Source organism: Cytobacillus sp. ABV4_503 (assembly GCF_056158445.1).
In genome coordinates, this window is sequence record NZ_JBSWTH010000001.1 from 3,278,312 (window position 1) to 3,302,900 (window position 24,589).

Genomic DNA, 24,589 nt, shown 5'->3' on the forward strand with positions numbered 1-24,589 from the left:
AACTTATTACCATCATATCATAGGAATACAGCCTTTTTCTAAAATGGTTTAATTTCTTTACGATTTAACAGTAAGAAAGTTTCAGTTCAGCAGTATTTTTAATAGCTGAATAACCTCAATCACCATTATTCCTGTCCCCGCATAAATTGGAGTACTCTGTGAAGGAAGGTGAATCAGTATGAGGCTGCTATTTCGAAGAGTGAGATATCAGGGGATCGATCATGATCTGGATATAATCAGGAATATGTTATGTTCAAGTTCTTTTGTTTTTATGGACATTTTTTTATTGTCATTAATCCTTGCCATTTTCACTTTTGCCAATTACCAGTCTATTGCCATCAGCAGCTTAGTCTTTACAGGATGCTATACTTTTTGCATCTGTTTATTTATCGTTTTAAAAAAATGGCTGAGGGACCAGCCGGACTAAACTCTTTCTTTAATATTATTTAAAATATCATTTAGAATTTCTTCCCCGGCTGCTGCCCCTAAATTATTAGAAATCAAGTAAGGATGTGAGAGGGCTGGATTAGCTGCCAGCTCACCATGGTTTGGGACGTATGGGAAATCACAGAACTTTAAAAAATCATGGTCCAGAACTGAATCACCTGCTCCAAAAACAATATTAATTCCTTCCCGATTCTTAATAAATTTTACCGCCTCGCCTTTACAGATGGGATTTGGCATAAAATACAGTTTTCTCCCCTGAAGGGATATCCTCCACCCATAAGACTCAGTCAGTCTTACTATTTCCTCTTGGGCTGCTGCGGTTATTTGTTCATCCAGAATATAATAAAAGAAAAGATTTTCAGCCGTTTTTATTTTTCCGTTCAGTTCCAGGCATTGAGACCTGTCCATCATTTCCTCAAGCACTGCACACTCAGCCTTTAGACGCTTTCGGACTATGCCTGACCACTCCTCAAGAGGTTTTCCATTATAATGGATATTTGCTCCATTCGATGTGACAGTGTACGGAATGTTAAAGTCATCCTGAAAAAGGAAAATACGCTTATATTGTTGGTATGTTCTCGTTGTAACAGGCACAAAAAGAATGTGAGCGGAAACCTCTTTCAGCATCATGAGAGCCTCATAAGTCATAAAGGCTACTTCCCTGCCATCTTTACGCTCAACACCTATTAAATTTTCTTCTTCTGCCTGTCCAAAATCAGCTAGTGCTTTATTTGAGTAGATTAAAGTCCTGTCCAGATCTGAAGCAAACATCCTCATTATTCTTCTCCCGTCTTTTTAATTAATCCACAGCATGTGTAGCTCATTTCAGGATAATGAATAATCTCGACATTCCGCTCCTTGGCCAGCATAACAATATGGCGAACATATGGGCTTTCCGGGTCTTTCATCAGGATTTTCCACGGAAGTCTTCTCAAAAGAACTCTGGTGGTTTCTCCGACTCCCGGCTTTACAAAGTTAATGGATTCAATTTTAAATTCCTCTTGTATTCTCTGAACTTCTTTCATTCCTTTAAAACTTGCTTCTCCCGGGCTTCTCACGATAGTGGCCGCAAGTTCAGCTGCTTCCTGTTTAACAGCCGAGAACTCCTCTGTAATCGCTGAGAGATAATGGTTAGAAACATCTGCTTCCTCAAGCTCACTATAATATTTTGCGCCATGGAAATCTTCCGGACCAATTAAAGATTCATTTAATACTGTTCTGCTGACCAATCCTGAAACAGTAGAATTGAGGCAGGCACTTGGAATCAGAAAGTCTTCCCTTGTTCCATAAAGTGTTGTGCAAAAGCCTGGATCCGCAAGAACGGCCAAAGTGTCATCGAGAAGAACACCATAAAGTTCATGGAATTGTCTGCAGGCCTTGGTTAATTCAAAGGAAATAGCCCCTTTGCCTGTCCATCCATCCACAAACTGAATATTGCAGCCAGGATGTGAATTTAAGATATGCTTTATCGCATTTTCGTCAATTCCCCGGTCCCTGATAATGGAAATGCTGTAATGCGGCAATCTTACTCCGTATACTTCATAAAGATACCGTTTTATTAGAATACCGACAGGCGTCCCTGCTCTGGCCAGGGAAACTAAAACCGCATTTTCTCCTTTTTGCTTCCAAATTTGTTCAGAAACCACTCCTGTGGACAATGCTGTTTTTCGTTTGTATTCATCAAGTGTTTCCCAAAACAGGGAAAGGTAATTTTCAGGAGGCTGGTATTCAATAGGAAGTGTTTCACTATAATGCTGACCGGACTGAATGTTTTTTTCCCTTTGCTCAATGGATCCTTCAAGTGAATATCCGCTTAAATCCTTCAGTAAAAATACAACGTCATCTTTACTATATGAACCAAATTTTTCCTCAATTATATTCATTTCTTTCACCCCCATTAAAGCAAACTATTTTTATATTCTTTATATATTTCTTTAATTGATTGATAAAAGGCATAAGTGAATCTTTTTCCGGCTCTCTTTCGAAAAACAGGAATAGTTCTTCATAATAGTCCTCTGGAATGTTATAAACAAATTGTGCCATTTCAGGGTCTTCAGGGTTTTGAAAGGAAATGCCGTATTTGGCTCCATATTCATTATCATTACTTACAAATATGGGACTGCGTGTTGTTGAGTGGAATTTTACGCCTTCCCCCATTAACGAGGCAAGTTTCATAGGGATATACATAAACTCCCCTGTTCCAAGACATAGCGTATTCCTGCCATCCCGTTTACCTGATAGGTATTGGCCGATCTCAGCTAATGACACACTTAATCTGGCTTGGCGTTTTGCATCCAGCCCGAAACGGCCAGAATCTTTTAAATAAGGAATAGTTCTGATTTCACCGCTTAGAGCAGCAGAAGGCTCATTCATCGGGCTTAATAGTTCAGGGAATTCATTATTTATATGAATATAGGAAATTAGCCCATCATTTCCTTTCAGTTCATCCGATGACTGACTTTCATGCACTTCAGGGGAACCCTTAACGTCGATCTCCCCTTTTAGAAGAGACACACTGTGAATAATAATGCCCAATTCTTTTTCAAGATCATCAAACAGAATCTGTTTTTTTAGGGAACGCCAATCCAGAATAGAGACGACTGTATAAATCTTTCTGGGAAAGCGTTCATGAATGGATCGGATGATATTAATAGCTGTTTTTCCTGTTGTCATTTCATCATCAACAAGAATGATCTCTCTCTTATTATCCAAAAGGCTTTCATTTGTGTAGCATCTGTGGGAAGTAGCATGGGAATGTTCTTCTTCAAATGTTATGACAGAATTCTTATTAATCAGCTGTTCTCTTGTTGTGTGAAAGTAATCGGCACGTTTGAATGATTGAAAGAAAGCATGTCCAAGTGCCGTTGCTGTTTCGGCAAAACCGATAATGACAGGGTTATGGTCTTCATGAATAAAAGGGCTGCTGTTTTTGATGCCTGGACCGTTTTTAAAAGCAGATAGAATCTCAGCGGTCTTTCCTGTCTCCACCTTCTTTACCTTTTCCATATAACGGCTGGCAAGCAGTTCCCCTGTCAGGAGTCCGATTTGGGGATTAATCGGAATATGTTTCCCGAGTACTTTGCTGACAAATAAAAAGGATCTTTTTTTATTTATTCTTGCGGCCATGACAAACAAATCTTCAGGCGCAAGCTCATAATGGTTATCGGTTATCTGAATATCAACGGTTAACGAGTTGAGTATCTGAATTGAATGTTTCGTTTTTGAGAAGGTCAATGTATGTGATCTCATCCTGCAGCACCCCGTATACTTCTGATTTTAATAATATTTTTTTAGCCCAATATAAATGGGGTTTAATTTCATTCATTTTGTTTTGGTAATCACTTTTCATAACCCCTATTTTTCCGCCGGCCTGACCGGCGATGCTCTGTGCATCCAAATACTCTTCAAGGGTTACAGTATTCAATGCCTGTACAGGCCTGATATGGGTTGGATGGATAATGGTTTTTCCAGTTAAGCCATTTGAAATATCCATAGAGATTTCTCTTATTAATCCGTCCATATGCCGATCAATTAAGTCCGTCCTCATTTTGAGCCCATCCTGCCCAAGACGTTCCCTGAAGGGCGTCTGCCTTATTTGAGGCTTCAGAAGACGCTCCTTTGAGGAGAAATATTCCCATACCGGGCCTGAGATGACATATGGCTGGTCCCCACGCAGAAAAATATTAATGATATCTGAGATACAATCTCTTATTACAGCAATATCATATACAGTAGTATCTGAGTTTCTGCGTATTCCATATAGCCCGCTAAAATCAGTGGCACCAATCCGCACATTCAAAATCAGTTCAGAATATTGGTCCAAAACCTTCTTAATGCCGATTAATTCATCAAGCCTTGTTTCTTTTTGAATGATTTCTTTCGTTTCCAGAATCGGCATGGCATATAAACAATAACCATAAGAATTAAGCTTTTCAATTTCAGTTAAAATTCTGCTTCCTTCAGCCGGATAGAACTTTGGCAGGACAAAGCCAGTAAGAAGATGCATGCCATTGGGAATTCTGCTTTTGAGTCTAATAAGCTGATCATAGCTTCTGATTCGCACGAAGATCAAAGGGAGATCTTCTTCTTCACAAAGCCCCTTCGCAAGGTCCGAGCTCAAATTTTCCAATTCCAAAGACAGCAGGTCTTCTGCCTTTTCCACTTCATCATCACCAATTGCATCTTCAAGGCATATGACCATGGATGTAAGGCCTGCATGCTTTTTGGAGAGCAGATCCTGATGAATATTAGGCCTTGTTGCCGGCATATATAACGTTGCTCCAAGTGCATATGCTAAAAGATCCCTGCCTGACCTCTTGTTAAAATGGCCCGGCTTTTTGTAAAACACCTGATTTATTTTTTCATCCGGAAGATCGGAAAATAGTCTCATTTTTGCAGCTCCATTCCTTCACTTAAATACTACTTTCTTCCTTTTCCACCCAAAAAAGATAAAAATAAAAGGGAGCGGACATGTGTCTGTTCCCTTTTAATCGTAGAGCAATTAAGATATTAAGTTCAGCCCTGATCTGCAGCTTCCTTTTTTGCATTCCTTGCATGAACAATAAATGTAATAGCAAACACGATAACCAATACAATAAAGAAATAAATATGGTCAATATGAATTCCAGCCGCACTGGCAATCATCTTAGCAGAAATAAGAAGGATCAGAATATATGAGCTGGTTTCCAGTTCGGGTACCCTGTCAATCAGTTTTAAGAATACTCCTGCTACACCACGCATCATGATAATTCCAAGCATGCCTCCTATTAACAGCACCCAGATTTCCTGACTCACTCCAAGCGCAGCCAATATGCTGTCTATTGAAAAAGCAATATCCATTAATTCAACTGCAATGACTGTACCCCAGAAAGTACCGAAAAGGCGAATTAATAAGCCTTTCTGATTAATCCCTTCAATTGCCTCTTCATCACCGTCTTGCTCGGCTTTTCGCTTATCAATAAAATACTTGATTGCAAGCCAGGCTAAATAGGCTGCACCCAACACCTTAATATACCAGAACTCAATTAAGAATACACCGATTCCAATGGCAATAAATCTGAAGAAATAAGCACCTAACAAACCATAAAAAAGTGCTTTCTTACGCTGTTTTTCCGGCAGATGTTTTACCATCACAGCAAGTACGAGTGCATTATCAGCAGACAATAAGCCTTCTAAAATGACAAGTGTCCCTATCAGTGCCCAGCTTTCCGGCTTTGATAAAGCCTCAACCCACATTTCCCAGTTAAAAAACTGGGAATATGTATGCATTATAGATTCTAAGATTTCCATTCTAATTTATTCCCCCCGGATGATGACTATTTCATTCACATAAAAGACCCGGCATTGCCGAGCCTTATTAAGCAAATATACCTCTTATTTATCCAACCTGTAAACCAAAATCTTTTGCCAGTGCAGCCAATCCGCCCTGATATCCGCTTCCAATCGCACTGAATTTCCATTCTCCGTTATGTCTGTAAAGTTCTCCAACTACCAGGGCAGTTTCAATAGAGAAATCTTCACCTAAGTCATAGCGGATCAACTCTTCGCCTGTATCTTCATTCAGGATCCTCACATAGGAATTTGATACCTGTCCAAAGTTCTGATTGCGTGCTTCTCCGTCATGAATCGTGATAGTGAACGTAATACGCTGTATGTTTGCAGGCACATTAGCCAGGTCAATTTTCACCTGCTCGTCATCGCCATCCCCTTCACCTGTACGGTTATCTCCAGTATGTACAACAGAACCATTAGCACCTGTAGTATTGTTGTAGAAAACAAAGTCGCTTTCAGAAGTTACCTTCCCAGTGTCTCCAAGCAGGAATACGGAAGAATCCAAATCGAAGTCATTTCCGCCATCGTATTTATTTGTGTCCCATCCAAGTCCGACTATTACCTTAGTCATACCTGGGTTTGTTTTTGTTAAGTCAACTTTTTGTCCTTTTGATAAACTTACTGCCATTTCAACTCAAACCTCCATTATGTAGAATAAATGTATTTACGCTATAAATCATGAAAAGTTTCATAATCCATAAAAATATTTTTTCATATTCCAGGATTTATTTCAATATTTAAGTCATCCATTTCGGCGGAGTGTTTTTATTCCAATAAATTGATCCAAGTTCATGGTGTGTCTGAAAATTATCATGGTGTGTGTGATAGTGAAAATTAAACCAGTATCCCTGCTGTGGAGGATGGTCCCTTCTTACATGGAAGCGAATGACATCTTCATTCGCCTTGCTATTGGTGATATGGAAGATTTTTTCCGACAAACCGCCCCCTGGAGTTTCTGTAACCTTTAAGTGAGCAAGACTTTCTTCGGGAAATTGCACCGCCACCTCCTGGATGGCTTTCTCAATATTTGGAAGTATCACCTCGTTAAACTCATCTTCAATAACAGGGCCTATCTTTGCACCAAACTTTTCATATGATTGTGCCTCAGCTTCTATAAGCATTTGCCTGATAAAGTCATCCTTATCAAAATTAGTATCTTCCTCTTCAGCAAGTTCTGCACTGTTTTCCGAGTTTTCCACATCAGAAGCTCTAGAAGCTTTTAACTGGCTGGTATTTTCATATAGAAAAGCCTGAGAAGGTGTGACGAGGCCAAATGTTAAAATGGTAACAAGTACAACAAAGGATTTTCTCAGCCAATTCGGCATGTTTTTTCGCCTTCCTTTCTGCTAAGCAAGGATTTTCTTAAATATGCCGCTTTTTTCAATATTTGCGGCAGCTTGCTTTAATACATCTTCGGGCTGAACAAGTGCAATCCGGACATATCCCTCACCCCATTGGCCAAAGGCACTTCCAGGGGTTACGACTACGCCGGCGCGGTTAATCAAATCAACCGCAAAATCCCGGGAGGAGCTGTATCCATTTGGAACCTCTGCCCACAAGAACATTGACCCCTCCGGCTTGCTGATATCCCACCCGATATTTTTCAGCTCTTTTAATAATACATCTCTTCTTTTTCTATATGTTTCTCTCAAATCCTGCAAAAAAGAGGACTGATCATTCAATGCTTTCACTGCAGCTGACTGCACCGGCAAGAATACCCCATAATCCAAATTGGATTTGAAATTGGCCAGCAACGCAATAAGCTGCTGATTACCGGCAGCATATGCCACCCTGCATCCTGCCATATTAAAGCTTTTTGATAGTGAATTCATTTCAATCCCTACATCCATTGCCCCTGTAACAGACAAAAAACTTAGAGGTTTCTTCTCATAATAAAGTTCTGAATAAGCAAAATCATGCAATACAGCAAAGCCGTACTTCTTTGCTAGTTGGATCACCTGAAGAAAAAACTCTTCTGTCGCCATTGCAGGAACAGGATTGCCGGGGAAATTCAGAATCATTAATTTCGTGTTTGCGAGTATTTCATCAGGGATTTCATCAAAATCCGGCAGGAAGCTACTGTCCTTTTTTAAGGGCATGCCGTACATCTGTGCCCCGGCCAATGCTGCACCTGCAGCATAAGCAGTATATCCAGGGTCCGGGACAAGGATATACTCTCCAGCGTCACACAGAACCATCGGCAAATGAACCAGACCGTCCTGGGAACCCGTTAAAAGCAGCACCTCTGAAGTTTCAAGATCTACTTCAAAATTTCGTTTATAATAGCTGCAGACTGCAGAATGAAATTCATTTGTACCTGTTAACGAGTACCCATATAATTCTGGTTCCCGGGTTCCTCCTGCTAACTCCTCCATAACAAAAGCGGGAGGGGGCAAATCCGGGCTGCCAATGCTCAAATCAATCACCGGAATTCCGTCTGAAAGTTTCGAATTCTTAATTTGGGACAATTCAGCAAACACACTTTCCGGAAAAGAAGCCATTCTTTTTGAAATAGGAAATTCCATAGTATCCTTCCTCGCTATGTATCTCAATTCTATTTTTCTATTATACTTCTTTTCAAACCAAATTTAAATTGATTTCATGTATCCTTAAAAAGAACAATAGATATATAGTAAAAAATATATTTGCCGGATTATAAAGCAGCAAAGCGGGGAATAATAAGAACAAATCGTGTTCTTCAAGCCGAGGAGAATAAAAAGGGGGAAATTCAAATGGATTGGTCTGTATTCTTTGTTATTGCAAGCCTTTTGCTGATGGCTTACTTTGTTTATCTGGCCATCGCAGATTAAATAAGAAGGTGCCTGGTATTCAGGCACTTTTTCTTATTTTTCAATTACCCCAAAATGAAATTTCGATGACTTTCTTTCAATTACTTTGAAGCCATATCGGTCAAACCTTGAACTTCTAAAGTGATCCTTCAGAACCACTCTCTGTCTGGCTGCTCTTTTTGCATGAAAAATAACTTCCTCTGACAGGTCCTCATAAACAGCAAAGTTCCTCAGTGCTTTAATCCCCTCTGACTCAAGGATTTTTTCTTCAAACATGGGATCAAAATAGACAACGTCATAACTGTCCGGGGGCAATTTTTTCAAATAAGGAAGGGCCATTGACGACTCCACCTTTATTCTTCTCATTGCCTGATTCATACTATCAAGCCCCGAGTCCCATTGTCTAAGGCCATTCGCCACCAGGAAGGAAAGATATTTATTTCCTTCCAGCCCTGTAACTTTGCCTTTACTCCCTGCTGCATAACTGGCTGTTATGCTGTCCGAGGCCAGTCCAAGGGTACAATCTAGAATACTGCTGCCTTCTTTAAGCCCCGCAGCCTGAAGAAAAGGATCACCCTCTCCTTTTAGGAGACGCTTTACTCTGAACATCGCTGAACTGGGATGAAAGAAGAATGGCTGGCTTTCACCTATCGGAAATAGCTCCAAACGTTCTTTTCCAACTACTATGCAGTCTTCAGGAACTTGTTTTTGGATCATTCCTACAGACCTTTTATTCCTGCTGATATATTCTGCACCCAATTGTTCGGCAATGTTTTTTGCTTTTTCTTTCATTGCTTCATTGGTGCGTCCGGCAGTTGTAATAATCATTGTGTTCACCTGAATTTCTTAATTTTGCTATAAAAAAAGGGTGCCAGCAGACACCCCGTTTTGTTTAATCTTTATATTCTCAGCAATTCGCCTCAAAAGCCGCAAGAAGATTTTCCATGATCGCTTCCATGGAATGGTCTTCAATATCATGGCGGTGAATGAAGTGCACAACTTCCTTCCCTTTTAAAACAGCCATAGAAGGAGATGAAGGCTCATATCCATCAAAGTACTCGCGCATTTTAGCTGTAGCTTCTTTATCCTGTCCTGCAAACACCGTCACTAAATGATCAGGTTTCTTTTCACTGCGTAAAACGGCCTGTGTAGCTGCCGGCCGAGCCAGTCCAGCAGCACAGCCGCAAACTGAATTGACAACAACAAGAGCTGTTCCTTCAAGACCTTCCATAAACTGCTCTACATCCTCTGAAGCCGTCAGCTCTTTAAAACCAGCCTGTACAAGCTCCTCACGCATCGGCTTTACCATTTGTTTCATATATTCTTCATATGCCATAGACATAAAATTGCCTCCTCCTTAAGCTGCAGTTTGTAAAGTAAGCATACTATAACGTATGATCTTTATGCAATTTTTCTATGCCGGGTATTACTTTGTAATCCGTTTTATCGTCCTATTACGGTATTCTATCGTCCTAAATCACATACATATCGGCCAAAAACTCTTATCAGCAAGAAAGCCAGTCATAAATGACCGGCTTTCTTAACATTATTAAATTTTCATAACGCCGCCTGTGCTGGCATTGGTTACAAGCTTCGAATAACGGGCAAGATACCCTTTTTTGACCTTTGGCTCGAAGCCTTGCCAATTGGCTTTGCGTTCTTCAAATTCTTCATCGGAGATTTCCAGGTTGATTGTACGGTTATTCAAATCCAATTCAATGATATCTCCATTTTCCACGAATGCAATAGGCCCGCCTTCAGCAGCCTCAGGAGAAATGTGCCCAATGCTGATTCCCCTGGAAGCCCCTGAGAAACGGCCATCTGTAATCAGGCCGACTTTTGCCCCAAGTCCCCGGCCAACAATCTGGGAAGTAGGTGCAAGCATCTCCGGCATTCCAGGCCCTCCTTTGGGACCCTCATATCGAATGACTACAACATGGCCTTCCTGCACTTTACCGGTAATTATTCCGGATAATGCCTCTTCCTGCGAATCAAAGCAGATGGCTGGTCCTCTATGGTATCCGCCTACTGATTCATCAACAGCACCGACTTTTATAATTGATCCTTCAGGAGCAAGATTTCCAAACAGAACTGCCAGCCCTCCGCGTTCAGAATGCGGATTCTCCAGGGTACGGATTACGTTTTTATCCAGGATTTCACTGCCTGCTACATTCTCCTTTAGAGGTTTGCCGGTAACTGTCAGACAATCTCCATTCAGAGCGTCCGGCTTTTTAAGCAATTCATTGATGATCGCACTGACTCCGCCCGCATTATGAACATCTTCAATATGATAATCTGAAGCAGGAGCAATCTTCGCTAAATGCGGAACCCGGTTGGCAATCTGATTAATTCGTTCAATCGGATATTCAAATTCGGCTTCGTGAGCAAGTGCCAATGTGTGAAGAACTGTATTGGTTGACCCGCCCATTGCCATATCCAGGGCAAATGCATTGTCAATCGCATCAATTGTAACGATATCGCGCGGCTTGATGTCTTTTTTTATTAATTCCATCAGCTGCTTGGCTGAACGTTTAACAAACTCTTTTCTCTCTTCTGATACTGCCAGAATCGTCCCATTGCCAGGAAGTGCAAGACCCAGCCCTTCTGCCAGACAGTTCATGGAATTTGCAGTGAACATTCCGGAACATGATCCGCAAGTCGGACAGGCAACCTGCTCGATTTCCTGAAGCCTTTTTTCATCGATTTGTCCAGATTCAAAGGCACCTACACCCTCAAAGACAGAGCTTAAAGATAAAGGTTTTCCGCTTGAATCAACGCCAGCTTTCATCGGGCCTCCGCTTACAAAAACGGTTGGAATATTAACCCGTAAGGCCCCCATCATCATTCCAGGCGTAATTTTATCGCAGTTCGGGATACAGACCATTCCGTCAAACCAGTGTGCAGAAACAACTGTTTCAAGTGAGTCTGCAATGATTTCGCGGCTTGGCAGAGAATAGCGCATGCCAATATGGCCCATGGCAATTCCATCATCTACTCCGATGGTATTAAATTCAAATGGAACTCCTCCTGCTTCACGGATTGCTTCTTTAACAATTTTACCGAATTCCTGCAAATGCACATGTCCAGGTACGATATCAATATAGGAATTGCACACAGCAATAAATGGTTTTCCGAAATCCTCTTCCTTTACCCCGGCAGCACGCAGCAAGCTGCGGTGCGGAGCCCGGTCTGTGCCTTTTTTGATCATATCACTTCTCATCTGTGAGCCAGTCATAGTATGTAATACCTCCGTTTACCCTAGATTCATAATCTCTTATTCTATGGGAATAATATGATAAGCCTCCTGCTCCCAAATATTTTCTTTCCAATATAGACCCTTTTTCGGATAATTTCAATAATTTTTACAAATTTATTATAATTTTTCGCTTTAAATGGGTGAAACTGCAGTGTGTGTGAGTTATGGAATTCAATAATTGGGGACGGGACATTCTATAAAAAGCCGGGCACACAATTTTGCTTCAGTCGTTACCTTATTACTGCTGCCATCTTTCCTAAGACGCCGGGAACAATTCCTTATATGCCCAACAAAAAAACCGCTCCAGATTTTCATTCTGTGAGCGGTTTTTTTCCTGTAATTATTCCTGGCCCTGTTTCCGGGATTCAGTCATCTGTTTCCAAACTGACCCTTTTGCTTCTTCTCCATGTTCAATTCTTTCAATAGCCAATTTGATTTGCATGCTGACTTCGAATTCCGGATCGTCTTCTGCTGCTTTTAAAGCAGGAAGCACACTTTCATCACCCACTTCGTAAAGGAACATAGCCGCACGCCAGCGCACAAGTTTACTGTCATCCTGCAGTGCTTCCTTCATGGCGTCCATTGCTTCTTCAAATCCCAGGTCTGACAAACAGTCCCCTGCTGTGCGCCTTACTGTGACCGTTTTATCCTTCAATGCTTTGTATAGTAGAGGCAGGACGTCTTTATCTTCAATCATCCCAAGATAAACTGTCGCAAGTCTTCTGATTGAAGCTTTCTCATCTTTAAGCGCTTTTTCAAGAACAGGCAGGTCCTCCAGTTCAGGATCATCCATTTGCTCGAGTTTTTGATAGCGCTCCCGCCAATCTGGAGAATCCAGGTCTTCGACAGACAGTTTAAGAAGAGAACGTGCTTGTTTTTCCTCCGTTTTATCCGGAATTTTAGCCGTTTTCACAAGTATCTGAAGTCTTCCATCTGGATAGGCAGCCATTAACTCTTCTACAATTTCATGGCCAACCTGGTCAAAGTCTCCATAGCGGACACCGAATTCTTTCCACTTGCGGACCACGACAACATTATCAGCAGGATCCTGAGCCTCTGAAACAGCTTTGATAAAGTTTTCAGGAAGTCCAAAGCGCTTTTCTTCCGTACCGTCAGTCAGTTTCACCTGCATGGGAATTCCTTTATACATTTGGACTAATACCTGTACCTCACCAAAATGTTCATCGATGCCGTTGTCTTCTGTGCCTTCATTTTCCACATCCTCGCCAAAAGCGGATCTTACTTGAGGAAGAAGCTCTTTCCAGTCATATTTGGCATTTCTTTCGACAGCAAGGAAATCGGCAACATGGTAAACCCCTTTGATTCCTTCAATTTCAAGTATATCTATAATAATCTTTGGTGCTCCTTCTTTTTTATCCTTTTTATAATTATTAGCCTTCCCCATCGGAAGCTCTTCATCAAGAATAACCTTCATAGTGTTTGGACTTGGTGTTGGTTCGATTGCTTTTATTCTCAAAAGTATCACCCTTTTTTATATATTCACGATGGTAACTGGTATTATTTTAACATAAGGAGATTATCGAGGCATTTTAGCTGTTTCTGAATATGCAAAGAAACCCGGGAAAAATCCCCGGGTATGAATTATTCATTTTCAGCTGCTTCTGAAAGATAGCTCCATCTCTCAATCAAGTATTCAAGTTCTTCATTCAGCTTTGTTTCTTCTTCTACTAAGGCCTGACCCTTTTCAAAGTCACTGCCGATGCTGGCCATTTCTGAGGAAATCGCTTCGAGACGGGATTCAGCCGCTTCAATTTTACCCTCGATTTCTTCCCATTCCTTTTTTTCTTTGTAGCTCATTCTCTTCTTTTTCGGCTTAGTTTCCCTCGCCTTTTTGGGGGCATGATCAGCTTCCTGAACAGGCTTGGCATTCTCGCTTTCAAGAAATTCACTGTAATTTCCATAGTAGGATTCGATTTTGCCCTCGCCTTTTAATACAAGAAGCTGCTCAGCCACTTTATCCAGGAAGTAGCGGTCATGCGAAACTGTAATGACTACACCGGGAAAATCTTCAAGATAATCTTCGAGAACCGTCAGGGTTTGAGTATCAAGGTTATTGGTCGGCTCATCAAGCAGAAGAACATTAGGCTCAGACATTAAGATTTTCAATAAATACAGCCTGCGTTTTTCCCCGCCGGAAAGCTTGCGGATAGGAGTGCCGTGAGAATACGCCGGAAATAGGAAGCGCTCCAGCATTTGAGCTGCAGAAATCGTTTTGCCATCGGAAGTTTCAACCACTTCTGCTGTTTCTTTGAGGTATTCGATCATGCGCTTGTTCTCATCCATATCTTCGCTTTCCTGTGTATAGTAAGCGATTTTTACTGTCTGCCCAATAATGCGCTTACCGGAGTCAAGCGGAATCCTGCCTGCCAGTATGTTAAGCAGAGTGGATTTCCCCGTTCCATTTCTTCCGATAATCCCGATTCTATCCCCTGGTTTAACAAGGAGATCAAAATGATCCAGAATCGCTTGAGAGCCATACTTTTTTGAAGCAGATTCAAGTTCAAATACCTGTTTTCCGAGTCGGCTGCCGCTTAGGGACATATCCAATTTTTCGGAGGATTTAACTGAAGCAAGCTGGCTGTCGAGGGTTTCGAACCGCTGAATCCTGGCTTTTTGCTTGGTGGTACGGGCTTTTGCACCTCTTCTGATCCATTCCAGTTCCCTTCTGAACAGATTTTTCTGCTTATCAATTGCTGCTGCTTCATTTTCCTCTCTTACCGCCTTTGCTTCAAGGAATGCAGCATAATTCCCTTTATAGCTGTACAGATTTCCGCCTTCAAGTTCAAACATTCTATTTGTAACCCGGTCAAGGAAATAACGATCATGTGTTACAAGGAGCAGCGCTCCCCTGTACCTGCCCAGATATTCTTCCAGCCATTTAACCGATTCAAAATCAAGATGATTTGTCGGCTCGTCAAGAATCAGCAAGTCAGGTGACTGGATCAGTACTTGCGCCAGCGCAACCCGCTTCTTCTGCCCGCCAGAAAGCTCTCCAATCTTTTTACTGAACTCCTCGATACCCAGTTTAGTGAGTATCGTTTTTGCATCGGTGTTCACTTCCCAGGCATCAAGTGTATCCATTCTTTTTTGAAGTTCAAAAAGATTTTCCTGGATGTCTGAATCCTCAGGATTCCGGCTAAGCTCCAACAAAGCTTGTTCATATTCTCTCTGCAGTACAAGAATTGGCGCATCTCCTGCAAAAACCTGCTCGAGAACTGTTAAATCATAGTTAAGTTCAGGCTGCTGTGCTGAATATGAAATGGTGTAATCTTTCGGCGTGACTATTTCTCCAGAGTCTGGCAGGTCAACACCGGCAATCACTTTCAGCAGGGAAGATTTCCCCGTACCGTTTACGCCGATCAATCCTGCTCTTTCCTTTTCAGCGATTGTAAAAGATATATCAGTAAAAAGTTCTTTCTCTCCATATGTTTTTGTAACATTTTCCACAGAGATCATCTTCATGCTTGACCATTCCATTCTTTAAAAAATTGATGCAGATACTGCTCCATCATTTGATGCCGCTCTTCTGCCATTTCCCTGGCAGTGTCAGTATTCAGCAGGTCCCTCAGCTTCAATAGCTTTTCGTAAAAATGATTGATGGATGATGACTTTCCAGTCCGGTATTCAACTTCAGACATTTCCCCTCTGATTTCAAGACCGGGATCATAGATCGGCTGCCCTTTTTTTCCGCCATAGGCAAATGCCCGTGCAATCCCCACAGCACCAATCGCATCCAATCGGTCTGCATCCTGGACTATTTGGGCTTCCATGCTTAAGGCCTTCTGGTTATTGCCGCCTTTAAAAGAAACTGAATCAATAATTGTCTTAATGCTGCTGGAAACTTCTTTTGCTATCTCAATTTCCTGCAGAAAATCAGATAACTTCCTTTCTCCCGCTTCCTTTGAAGTGTTCAGCTTAGCATCGGGTATATCATGAAGCAGCGCTGCCATTTCAATTAAAAAAGAATCTCCTGCTTTTTCCTTTTTGGCAATGCAAAGGGCATTCTTTCGCACTCGCTCAATATGATGCCAGTCATGCCCGGTTGTATCTTCTCCGAGTGTATCCCGGACAAATTTTTCTGTTATATGTATAATTTTTTCCACATTATTTCACCTGCTTTCAAACTCCACTGTCCATTTTAACATTAGTCTCAAAAAGAAACGATGGCAAGGTATTCTATATAAATAGAACCATTTGATAGATCCATTATTACAGACAGCACCGATAAAAAAATGGTGCAGAAAACCAGTAATTGATTTCCTGCACCAGGTCCCTGCATTATTTTATTCCAGGCCATTCAGCCAGCTGATGCCGAGTGTATTTTCACCTGCATGGACGCCAATGGTGGCCCCCAAAGAATAGCATCCAAATTCAACACCAGTAAATTCTTCCTGGAGTTCCTTCTTCCAGGTTTCCGCTTCTTCCGGATGTAAACCGTATAGGATGAATACTTCCTTCAGCGGTTTTCTCTCATGTGCACCCCTCAGCAGATTCACAATTTTGTCCTTTGCCTTTCTCTCGCTTCTGGCTTTCTCCTTTACGCTTAATTCTCCATCATGAACGGAAATGATCGGCTTTACATTTAGCATGCTGCCCAGGAAAAATTGAACTCCGGACATCCTGCCGCTTCTATGAAGCTGTTCAAGACTCCCAATGAGGACATATGTTTCGCCCGTATCGCGAAGTGCCTCAAGCCTGCGGATAATGTCATCACTATCCAGTCCGGAATCTGCCAATTCCATCCCCTTAAGGATTAATCTTGTTAAAGGGTATGATAATATCTTGGAGTCAATGCTGTGTACTGGTATATCAACCAGCTGGGCGGCCTGTTCACTGGAAGAAACGGTCCCGCTGAGCTTTGCCGATACAAGCACAGCGATAATACAGTCATAGTCCTTCTGCAGATTTTCGTATAAATCCCGGAAAGCGCCGATGGATGGCTGTGAAGTTTTTGGAGGGGTATCCAGGGTTTTTAAACTCGCATAAAGTTCTTCCGGTGTTAAATCAACCCCATCAGTAAATTCTTTGTCATCCATAATGATGGTCATTGGAATCTGGTACAAGTGAGGATGGTTTCTTAACTCGTTATTTAAATAAGCCGTGCTGTCTGTTACCCATGCAATTTTAGCCACTAAAGCCGCCCCCTTTTAAGATATTTATACGTGTATGTATGTAAATAAGACTATTTGAAAGACTGGAAGTGAAAGATTTCTCTTCCAGCCTCAGTTTCTATGGCAGAAAAGGCTTGATTTTAGGAAAAACCTTTATTGCGGTTTTGTAAAATACATCTTCATGATGCTCTTCAGGTATGAGTTCTTTAATAAATTCAATATATGGGCCCACTGGCGCAAGCGGCCAATCTGTTCCAAACAGCAATTTATCGTAAGAATCTGCAAACACTAAAGCATGCCTCAGATGATCCAAAAATATTCCTTCTCTGCGCTTCTTCAATTCTTTTTCTGTTCCGACAATAAGGCCTGAAAGATCGGCATAGACATTAGGATTCTTGTATATGATTTCAGCTCCCGTCAGCGTCCATGGATCTCCGAAATGAGCCATCATGAAATTGACATTCCGGTGTTTAACAGCAACCTCGTCAATAGCCAGGGGGTGAGAATACTTAAGCAATCCTCTCTCTGAATAAGTATCCCCTGTATGAAATACAACAGGAACTCCATATTTGGCAGCGAGTGCATACACGGGTTCATACACCTCATCATAAGCGTAGAAAGGATAATACCCCAGGTAAATCTTAATCCCTGCCACGTTAGGCTTTTTCAGGTCATCCTCCAGCCTTTGAAGAGCCCCTTCAGTGAGATCATATGGATTGATGCCAGCGCAGTAAACGACATTAGCCGGGATCTTATCATCCAGGTCAAGCCCCATAGGTGTTCTTGCTTCATAATCCGGAAAGCCCATATTTTCTGTTTCAGTAAGTCCCATTGCAATGCTCAAAACTACATTTGCTTTTTGAAACTCCTGCTGGTGCCCATAATAAGAATAATCTACAAATGAGAGTTCATTGGCAGTATGATGAAATGATTTAATATCAGAAAAATGAATATGTGCATCTATGACTTTCATAATTTCTCCTTTAGCGGAATTCCAGGCTGTGGAGTCTATTAAGCACCCTGCCCTCGAGGCTTCTTTCATCAAATGCAATAAAGCCAGGTTTTGTCAATGGGCATGCTTTTCTTTCAGAAATAACTTCGAATACTTCTTTATTCATATATGCTCCAAGGAATTCATTATCTTTACTTCTCGTTACATACATTTTTTCAGGGGATCGGCAGCTGGAAATACGGGATCCATCTAAGAGAACAAATGACTGCTCCTCAATTCCGGCCTGATATGCTGATTCTGCTCCTTTGTCACTAACTGTAAGAGTAAGATCCTTTAATGAGCCTCCGGTTATAAATAAATCTGTGATCCATTTTTCATTTACCAGATACTTCCCGCCTGCATTCTCCACTTTTACCCAATGGGCAAGGAGCGGCACTCCCGGCAATAACGCGAAATATTGTGTATATTCAAGTCCTCTCCATACGGTGTGATGGACAATTTTCGTATGGATGGCCAATGCAGACCATTCGTTTCCATACGAATCTTTAACATTGGTAAATTCAGCAGAAGATGTCTCCTTCAACAGCGAGAACACACTCATTTGTGAAGGCACAGTTTTCATGCCGCCAGCCCATGGATTCCACCATCCTTTGGCAACCGGTTCGGGAAAGGAAGAATCAAGCCACTCCCTCTTTTTATAGGTCAATGAGAATAAACCAGGATAAAAATCAGGTGAACCTTTTAAGCTAATGATGCCATTATCAATTATATAAACAGCCTTGCCGCCATGCTCTTCCGTAAACATACGGACCTTACCCCGAGGCACAAGCAAAAGATCTCTTACATGCTTCTTTTCACTGTCAAGGGTCATTTCAGCATTTATAATAGATAAAGGTTCCATATCCTTAATAGGAAAATTCGATTTAAATACCCTCAGTTCCTGTTCTTGACTGAAATTTGAGGTTTGTTTTTTATTCGTATTTAAATATAAATCAATAGTGCCATTAAGATAACTGGAACGATATGTTTTAAGAGTGAACTCTGCTGAATCCTGTTCTTTTGCAACTGGATTTCCTCTATTGATCATCAGCGCTTTCTCATTGTGAACGTTTTTTCCACAATCTGACTCCACCCCTGCAAAATGCTGCATTTCTTCCCATGTCCGTAAGGCTCCTATGGATAAATAGCCAGGTGCCAATACTATCTGATCTCCCGATTCAAAACAGCCTGTTTCCTGCTGATAGTAAAATTGCCACCCATCCGGATTGGATTTTGCATTTTTGGGCCAGCAGAATCCAATCGGCTCGCCGTTATGATTGGCGAAAAGCCAATTTCCTGTTATACCTGCCAACTCCATGAACCCTAATTCTTTTATATCAGAAAACTCGATTACATCATTATCCAGCGGAAAATATGGCTGCTGCATTTCATAATATAAAGGCTGGCTGAAATACAGGTTCTCATATTTTTCATCCCCTTCATTTGTCAATTCCGCCCATATTTTAACAAGACCTTCACCATACAGGGAGGTATACAATGATACCAGAATTCCTGTAAAAGCTTTAGACTTGAATACCAATTTGAAGGTGATGGAAGTATCATCTGTAAACCACTCTGCTGCCAGCGGTTTTTCCTTTGAAAATTCAGTTGAAAAGGGTTTCCCGAGTTTAGGAGCAAAAAAAGCGAAGGGCTGGTTAACACTTTCGTTCCTGCCAGCCGTTATTTTATAATCCAATTTTCTGATATTCACCTGGCAGATTCCATTGCAAATATGCCAATAATCCTTTGACTCTCCTCCGAACTTTTGACCAAAGCTTTTAATGGGAATGCCTATGGAGCTGCATGTAAAAGCGAGTTCGTCCCCACTCTCCTTTGTTGCCAATATCTTCATTTCCGGCTGAAAGAAGCCATAGTTTTTCACAATAAAAGGCACCTTCAGCAGCTTACGTCCTTTTTTGTGAAGACTTATTCGAAACTCCCGCTTTTCTAATTCGACAAGGTCACTTAGCGGAAAAGAAAGGTGAAATATGGCGTCTTCTTCCAGGTTGTTCTCTACCTCAATTTCCAGTTCAGCTTCCTGATTTATAAATCTGAGATTCCCTTTTGAACCGCCTGTAATTTTGGCTGGCTGCTTAGGCAGCAGACCAAGGCGCAATTCACACTCCTCACCATTTACCCACACCTTAACATCTAATGAAGGATGCGTTTTCCAGACACTGGGCTCTTCCCCTTCATGCACTATGAATTGTCCGGTAATTACCGCGTCACTCTGGGCTATCAGTTCATGCCCGAAGACAGCTTCGACTCTACCCTGGTTATTTCCTTCAGCCTTAAAAGAAACAGGACTTCCCGTCTTATTTATGAGTTTGATCTGGAAATTTTGGATTTCATTTTCGATTACTTCATGATGATCCATGAATAGTTCCAAAAAGTAATCATTCGTTTCTATTAAACTGATTCCTCTGCCCGTTCTTTCAAATCTGACTCTTACAGACACTTCCCCGCTTTCCCATTTATACTCGTAAAATGTAAAGCCGCTTTCTTTGATTCCATCTGGCTTCACGTCAATTTCTCTCATGCTGCTGCTATACCAATCAAGATTTTCGAAGGCAGGTTTCAAAAGCTGGGTCTTGTGAACAGCCGGAATAAAATTCATTAAGTGTGTTGTATCATCTCTTTCTTCCCAGAAGAAACCGCATTTTTTGTAAAGCGGGACAGCTTTCACATTTCCTGGCCATGTATACAAGTCAAGACGAGGCCAGCCCAATTCAATGGTTTTTTTCAGCGCTTTCAGCACAAGCATCTTTCCTATTTTCCTTCCATGGTAATCCGGCCTTACATTTAAAAGAGGGATATATAGGGAACCCGTATCTTCTTTATATTCCGATAACCCGCAGTAGCCTACGACCTCTTCACCATCCAGGGCTAAGTATAGAGTTATATTGCCATTATTCGCTTCCTTCGTTTTTACTTGTTCCTCAGTCATTACACTCGTATCTCCGCCCCAGCTGTCTCTGCTCAAGTTCCACATTTTTGCGATTTCTGCCGCAAAGCCCTCATGATACTCTGCAATGACTATTTTGTCTGTACTTTGAATCATACCTTTGTCCTCCTGACTAGGTTACGTCTTGTCTACCCTTCTCAATTCCTTTTCCTTCAATAATCATAACCATTTGCCTCTCCTCCTTTTGGTTTTATTCGGAATGTTTTTCCATTCCTTCTTAATCGTATTATCAGAGTAAGTAATTGTAAATATAATTTTGAATTTTCCGTATAACTCTATACAAAAAAGCGCCTTGCTGTTTTCGGCAAGACGCATTCATATTAAAAATGAATTTTTCTTAAAGCTTTCATCGAAGCGGTCATATAAGAGATCATTTCATTCAGATCATCAATCTGTTCTTCATGAATAAGCCGGTTAAAAGAAATGACGGTTTCTGTTTCAGCCAGGGCCTTCATATTTTCAGGGTGGTATTTCACAGTCTGTTCGACCTTCCGTCCGCTGCCCCAAATATGACGCAGAACTTCACGGATTTGCAGAGATGCCTGGGAATCTATTTGATGCTTAATTATAAATTTCACATAAATACGGCAGCCTGCCAGCTTCCCAGATTTCCCTTGCGGCAATAGCTCAGCTGCGAGATTATCCAGTCCCGCTTCCATTGTAAAGGTACAGAAAATCTCAGGACCTTCTGCATTGTCTTTGAAAGTAATGTCATACCTTCTGCTCATTTTAGCTGAGTTTAAAATATCATTTCGATCAACAATTCTTATTTCACCGTCCAGATCCCGGTCATAAAATCCGCCTTCCATTACAACCTTCATATTTTCAAAGGCCGTTGGGTCAAACATGGCTAATCCCCCTTAAAATAGGCCGACTGCATTTCCATCCTCATCTACATCCATGTTCATGGCTGCAGGAGCTTTAGGTAATCCAGGCATAGTCATTACATCACCGGTTAGTGCGACAATAAACCCTGCACCAATAGATGGCTTCAGCTCACGGATTGTAATGGTAAAATCTGATGGCCTTCCAAGCTTTGAAGGATCATCAGATAATGAATATTGTGTTTTAGCCATACAAACCGGCAGGACGCCCCACCCAAAGCTTTCAAAGTCACTTATCTGCTTTTTGGCTTTGGTTGAGTATTCCACTTTACTTGCGCCATAAACCGTCTGGGCTACAGTTTGAATTTTCTCCTCAAGAGGCAAAGATAAATCATATAGGTGGCTGAACTTCGCTGCTTTTTCATCCATAATTCCCAGCAGCTTCTCAGCCAGCTCAATTCCTCCCTGCCCGCCTTTTTCCCAAACCTCAGTCAGTGCCACTGGCATGCCGGCCTCACTGCAAAGTTCTGTAAGAGTCGAAATCTCATTCTCACTATCGGAAATAAACCGGTTAATGGCCACTACATATGGAAGCCCAAAGCTTTCAATTGTTTCAATATGCTTTTTTAAATTAGCGAAGCCTCTAGTGAGTGCTTCAGTATCTTCCTTGCCCAATTCAGCTTTTGACAAGCCGCCATGCATTTTTAAAGCACGAATTGTAGCTACAATCACCACTGCTTCAGGGTCAATGCCTTCAGTTCTCGCTTTAATATTTAGAAACTTCTCAGCCCCAAGATCCGCTCCAAAACCGGCTTCTGTCACTACATAGTCAGCCAGCTTGGAGGCAGCGGCTGTTGCAATCACACTGTTGCAGCCATGAGCAATATTGGCAAACGGGCCGCCATGAACCAATGCCGGTGTATGTTCAATCGTCTGCACCAGATTCGGTTTGACTGCTTCTTTAAGAAGCAAGGTAAGAGCGCCTTCCACTCCAAGATCGGCCACTGTTACCGGCTGTTTATCATAATTATAGGCTATAACCATTTTTCCCAGCCTTTCCTTCAGGTTTTGAAGGTCAGATGCAAGGCATAAAACGGCCATAATCTCTGAAGCCACAGTGATATCAAATCCATCTTCCCGCGGAACACCTTGTACAGGCCCTCCAAGGCCAATGATGATTTTTCTTAATGCGCGGTCGTTCAAATCCAGAGCACGCTTCCAAACAATCCTTCTCTGGTCAATATTTAACAGGTTCCCCTGCTGGAGATGATTATCAATTAAGGCAGCTAATGCATTATTGGCTGTGGTGATTGCGTGAAGATCACCTGTAAAATGCAGATTGATGTCTTCCATCGGGAGGACCTGAGAATAACCTCCGCCGGTTGCCCCGCCCTTAATTCCCATTGTTGGACCCAAAGAAGGTTCCCTCATTGCGACCATAGCCTTTTTCCCAAGTCTGTTAAAAGCATCGGCAAGACCGACTGTTACTGTGGATTTCCCTTCTCCTGCAGGTGTCGGATTAATGGAAGTGACAAGAATTATTTTACCGCTGTCTTTCGTACTTAATTTCTTTAAGGTTTCTGAAGATAATTTTGCTTTATATTTGCCGAAAAGCTCGAGATCATCCTCTAAGAGTCCGATTTTTTCAGCTATTTCCGCAATGGGCTTCATTGCAGATGCCTGGGCAATTTCAATGTCTGATTTCACAATCGGTTTCACATTCATTTATATCCCCCTAAAATCCAATATGTATAGGTTCCTTACAGCTATATTGTACCATCCCTGAATCAAAATATTGTCATTTACTTTTGATATTTTCGCATTTTCACACAGTAAAGCATTGATACAATTTTGAATCGTCTTTATAATAAGTTTAATTGAATTTTTGCACAGGGAGATGATCACTTGCCAATAAAAATTCCTAAGCTGCTTCCTGCAAGGGAGATCTTAGAGGAAGAAAATATATTTATCATGGATGAGGACAGGGCTAAACAGCAGGATATTCGCCCATTAAATATCCTCATCCTGAATTTGATGCCCGAAAAAGAAAAAACTGAAGCACACCTTTTAAGACTTCTTGGTAATACCCCTTTACAGGTGAACATTTCTTTTTTAAAAACCGCCACACATCAATCAAAAAATACCAGTCCTATGCATCTCGAACAATTCTATACTACGTTTGAGCAAGTCCGAAACCGCAAATTTGACGGAATGATCATAACTGGAGCACCTGTAGAGCTTCTCGACTTTAAAGAAGTGGACTATTGGGAGGAACTAACCGTTATCATGGATTGGACAAAAACGAATGTTACTTCCACCCTTCATATATGCTGGGGAGCACAGGCAGCATTATTTTATCACTTTGGAATTGGAAAATATGAGCTGCCCGAAAAATGCTCCGGTGTTTTTCTTCATGAAGTCCATGACAGAAGTGAAAAATTATTGAGAGGATTCGACGATATCTACTTTGCTCCTCATTCGCGCCATACAGATGTTTATACAGAACAATTGCTTAATCACCCGGAAGTCAAGCTTCTGTCATCTTCTGAAGAGGCGGGACCTTTCATTATGAGCGCGAACAGCGGGAGACAAATTATGGTAACTGGCCACTTGGAATATGAAGCAGCCACACTTGCAGAAGAATTCACAAGAGACAGAACCAGAGGCCTGCAGGTTCCCGTGCCAAAACACTATTTCCCGAATGATGATCCTGGCAGAAGACCCCATAATAAATGGCGGTCACATGCCCATTTAATGTTTTCCAACTGGCTGAACTACTATGTTTACCAGGAAACTCCTTACGAGTGGGATTAATAGTGCAGTGGACGGATAACTTAATATACAGCAGAAAGTA

Annotated in this window: 21 protein-coding genes; 2 read left to right on the plus strand and 19 right to left on the minus strand. The window is 41.6% G+C overall.

The genetic code is table 11. The features are described from left to right. Nucleotides 1-178: 178 nt before the first annotated feature. Nucleotides 179-427: a hypothetical protein gene (locus tag ACXAD1_RS16445; RefSeq protein ID WP_206837991.1), complete on the plus strand. Its 249-nt coding sequence runs from the start codon at nucleotides 179-181 to the stop codon at nucleotides 425-427. Here ACXAD1_RS16445 and ACXAD1_RS16450 read toward each other — a convergent pair. From ACXAD1_RS16450 to ACXAD1_RS16540, 19 genes are all read right to left on the minus strand, one after another. After that, nucleotides 424-1,224, minus strand: coding sequence for an HAD family hydrolase (locus ACXAD1_RS16450; protein WP_206837994.1), 801 nt, complete (start codon nucleotides 1,222-1,224; stop codon nucleotides 424-426). The two genes, ACXAD1_RS16445 and ACXAD1_RS16450, sit on opposite strands and share 4 nt — an antisense overlap. Next, complete coding sequence (locus ACXAD1_RS16455) at nucleotides 1,224-2,330, minus strand: cysteine protease StiP family protein (RefSeq protein ID WP_206837995.1); 1,107 nt, start codon at nucleotides 2,328-2,330, stop codon at nucleotides 1,224-1,226. The genes ACXAD1_RS16450 and ACXAD1_RS16455 overlap by 1 nt, the downstream gene beginning before the upstream one ends. Beyond that, complete coding sequence (locus ACXAD1_RS16460; RefSeq protein ID WP_474910600.1) at nucleotides 2,317-3,696, minus strand: phosphoribosyltransferase family protein; 1,380 nt, start codon at nucleotides 3,694-3,696, stop codon at nucleotides 2,317-2,319. The genes ACXAD1_RS16455 and ACXAD1_RS16460 overlap by 14 nt, the downstream gene beginning before the upstream one ends. Further along, nucleotides 3,626-4,837, minus strand: a complete 1,212-nt coding sequence (locus ACXAD1_RS16465) for an HpcH/HpaI aldolase/citrate lyase family protein (RefSeq protein ID WP_206837998.1) — start codon at nucleotides 4,835-4,837, stop codon at nucleotides 3,626-3,628. The genes ACXAD1_RS16460 and ACXAD1_RS16465 overlap by 71 nt, the downstream gene beginning before the upstream one ends. 125 nt (nucleotides 4,838-4,962) lie before the next feature. After that, the gene (locus ACXAD1_RS16470; protein ID WP_206838001.1) at nucleotides 4,963-5,736 is read right to left on the minus strand and encodes a TerC family protein; all 774 of its coding nucleotides are present in this window, start codon (nucleotides 5,734-5,736) and stop codon (nucleotides 4,963-4,965) included. An 88-nt stretch (nucleotides 5,737-5,824) separates the two neighbouring features. After that, entirely contained in the window at nucleotides 5,825-6,406 is a 582-nt protein-coding gene (locus ACXAD1_RS16475; RefSeq protein WP_206838003.1) for a TerD family protein, read from the minus strand. 109 nt (nucleotides 6,407-6,515) lie between these two features. Next, complete coding sequence (locus tag ACXAD1_RS16480) at nucleotides 6,516-7,103, minus strand: YpjP family protein (RefSeq protein ID WP_206838006.1); 588 nt, start codon at nucleotides 7,101-7,103, stop codon at nucleotides 6,516-6,518. 21 nt (nucleotides 7,104-7,124) lie between these two features. After that, a complete protein-coding gene (locus tag ACXAD1_RS16485; protein ID WP_474910601.1) occupies nucleotides 7,125-8,303 on the minus strand; it encodes an LL-diaminopimelate aminotransferase in 1,179 nt (392 codons plus the stop codon). A 318-nt stretch (nucleotides 8,304-8,621) separates the two neighbouring features. After that, nucleotides 8,622-9,395, minus strand: coding sequence for a class I SAM-dependent methyltransferase (locus ACXAD1_RS16490; protein WP_206838010.1), 774 nt, complete (start codon nucleotides 9,393-9,395; stop codon nucleotides 8,622-8,624). Nucleotides 9,396-9,474: 79 nt separating this feature from the next. Then, complete coding sequence (locus ACXAD1_RS16495) at nucleotides 9,475-9,909, minus strand: BrxA/BrxB family bacilliredoxin (protein ID WP_009332636.1); 435 nt, start codon at nucleotides 9,907-9,909, stop codon at nucleotides 9,475-9,477. Between the two features lie 207 nt (nucleotides 9,910-10,116). Then, nucleotides 10,117-11,787 carry a dihydroxy-acid dehydratase gene (ilvD, locus tag ACXAD1_RS16500; protein WP_474911324.1) on the minus strand — a complete coding sequence of 557 codons (1,671 nt, stop codon included), beginning with the start codon at nucleotides 11,785-11,787 and terminating at the stop codon, nucleotides 10,117-10,119. 376 nt (nucleotides 11,788-12,163) lie between these two features. After that, on the minus strand, nucleotides 12,164-13,300 hold the full coding sequence (locus ACXAD1_RS16505) for a conserved virulence factor C family protein (protein WP_474910602.1): 1,137 nt from the start codon (nucleotides 13,298-13,300) through the stop codon (nucleotides 12,164-12,166). Nucleotides 13,301-13,425: 125 nt separating this feature from the next. Continuing rightward, nucleotides 13,426-15,306: an ABC-F family ATP-binding cassette domain-containing protein gene (locus ACXAD1_RS16510; protein ID WP_206838016.1), complete on the minus strand. Its 1,881-nt coding sequence runs from the start codon at nucleotides 15,304-15,306 to the stop codon at nucleotides 13,426-13,428. Further along, on the minus strand, nucleotides 15,303-15,947 hold the full coding sequence (locus ACXAD1_RS16515) for an HD domain-containing protein (RefSeq protein ID WP_206838017.1): 645 nt from the start codon (nucleotides 15,945-15,947) through the stop codon (nucleotides 15,303-15,305). Before ACXAD1_RS16515 ends, ACXAD1_RS16510 begins: the two co-directional genes overlap by 4 nt. A 180-nt stretch (nucleotides 15,948-16,127) precedes the next feature. Then, nucleotides 16,128-16,976: a DegV family protein gene (locus tag ACXAD1_RS16520; RefSeq protein WP_206838020.1), complete on the minus strand. Its 849-nt coding sequence runs from the start codon at nucleotides 16,974-16,976 to the stop codon at nucleotides 16,128-16,130. Nucleotides 16,977-17,073: 97 nt separating this feature from the next. Beyond that, nucleotides 17,074-17,928 carry an amidohydrolase family protein gene (locus ACXAD1_RS16525; RefSeq protein ID WP_206838023.1) on the minus strand — a complete coding sequence of 285 codons (855 nt, stop codon included), beginning with the start codon at nucleotides 17,926-17,928 and terminating at the stop codon, nucleotides 17,074-17,076. Between the two features lie 10 nt (nucleotides 17,929-17,938). Further along, nucleotides 17,939-21,007, minus strand: coding sequence for a GNAT family N-acetyltransferase (locus ACXAD1_RS16530; RefSeq protein WP_474910603.1), 3,069 nt, complete (start codon nucleotides 21,005-21,007; stop codon nucleotides 17,939-17,941). A 224-nt stretch (nucleotides 21,008-21,231) separates the two neighbouring features. Beyond that, the gene (locus ACXAD1_RS16535; RefSeq protein ID WP_206838027.1) at nucleotides 21,232-21,759 is read right to left on the minus strand and encodes a hypothetical protein; all 528 of its coding nucleotides are present in this window, start codon (nucleotides 21,757-21,759) and stop codon (nucleotides 21,232-21,234) included. A 12-nt stretch (nucleotides 21,760-21,771) separates the two neighbouring features. Further along, a complete protein-coding gene (locus tag ACXAD1_RS16540; RefSeq protein WP_206838030.1) occupies nucleotides 21,772-23,460 on the minus strand; it encodes a formate--tetrahydrofolate ligase in 1,689 nt (562 codons plus the stop codon). Between the two features lie 180 nt (nucleotides 23,461-23,640). Between ACXAD1_RS16540 and metA the strand changes: the two genes are divergently transcribed. Further along, nucleotides 23,641-24,549 (plus strand): homoserine O-acetyltransferase MetA, encoded by a 909-nt coding sequence (metA, locus tag ACXAD1_RS16545; protein WP_474910604.1) that lies wholly within the window; start codon nucleotides 23,641-23,643, stop codon nucleotides 24,547-24,549. Nucleotides 24,550-24,589 lie beyond the last annotated feature (40 nt).

Coding starts and splice junctions, on each gene's coding strand:
- ACXAD1_RS16475 (WP_206838003.1), bottom strand. CDS start 6,406: ATGGCAGTAAGTTTATCAAAAGGACAAAAAGTTGACTTAACAAAAACA.
- ACXAD1_RS16490 (WP_206838010.1), bottom strand. CDS start 9,395: ATGATTATTACAACTGCCGGACGCACCAATGAAGCAATGAAAGAAAAA.
- ACXAD1_RS16485 (WP_474910601.1), bottom strand. CDS start 8,303: ATGGAATTTCCTATTTCAAAAAGAATGGCTTCTTTTCCGGAAAGTGTG.
- ACXAD1_RS16470 (WP_206838001.1), bottom strand. CDS start 5,736: ATGGAAATCTTAGAATCTATAATGCATACATATTCCCAGTTTTTTAAC.
- ACXAD1_RS16460 (WP_474910600.1), bottom strand. CDS start 3,696: ATGAGATCACATACATTGACCTTCTCAAAAACGAAACATTCAATTCAG.
- ACXAD1_RS16465 (WP_206837998.1), bottom strand. CDS start 4,837: ATGAGACTATTTTCCGATCTTCCGGATGAAAAAATAAATCAGGTGTTT.
- ACXAD1_RS16510 (WP_206838016.1), bottom strand. CDS start 15,306: ATGAAGATGATCTCTGTGGAAAATGTTACAAAAACATATGGAGAGAAA.
- ilvD (WP_474911324.1), bottom strand. CDS start 11,787: ATGAGAAGTGATATGATCAAAAAAGGCACAGACCGGGCTCCGCACCGC.
- ACXAD1_RS16450 (WP_206837994.1), bottom strand. CDS start 1,224: ATGAGGATGTTTGCTTCAGATCTGGACAGGACTTTAATCTACTCAAAT.
- ACXAD1_RS16455 (WP_206837995.1), bottom strand. CDS start 2,330: ATGAATATAATTGAGGAAAAATTTGGTTCATATAGTAAAGATGACGTT.
- ACXAD1_RS16530 (WP_474910603.1), bottom strand. CDS start 21,007: ATGATTCAAAGTACAGACAAAATAGTCATTGCAGAGTATCATGAGGGC.
- ACXAD1_RS16525 (WP_206838023.1), bottom strand. CDS start 17,928: ATGAAAGTCATAGATGCACATATTCATTTTTCTGATATTAAATCATTT.
- ACXAD1_RS16495 (WP_009332636.1), bottom strand. CDS start 9,909: ATGTCTATGGCATATGAAGAATATATGAAACAAATGGTAAAGCCGATG.
- ACXAD1_RS16535 (WP_206838027.1), bottom strand. CDS start 21,759: ATGTTTGACCCAACGGCCTTTGAAAATATGAAGGTTGTAATGGAAGGC.
- ACXAD1_RS16540 (WP_206838030.1), bottom strand. CDS start 23,460: ATGAATGTGAAACCGATTGTGAAATCAGACATTGAAATTGCCCAGGCA.
- ACXAD1_RS16445 (WP_206837991.1), top strand. CDS start 179: ATGAGGCTGCTATTTCGAAGAGTGAGATATCAGGGGATCGATCATGAT.
- ACXAD1_RS16480 (WP_206838006.1), bottom strand. CDS start 7,103: ATGCCGAATTGGCTGAGAAAATCCTTTGTTGTACTTGTTACCATTTTA.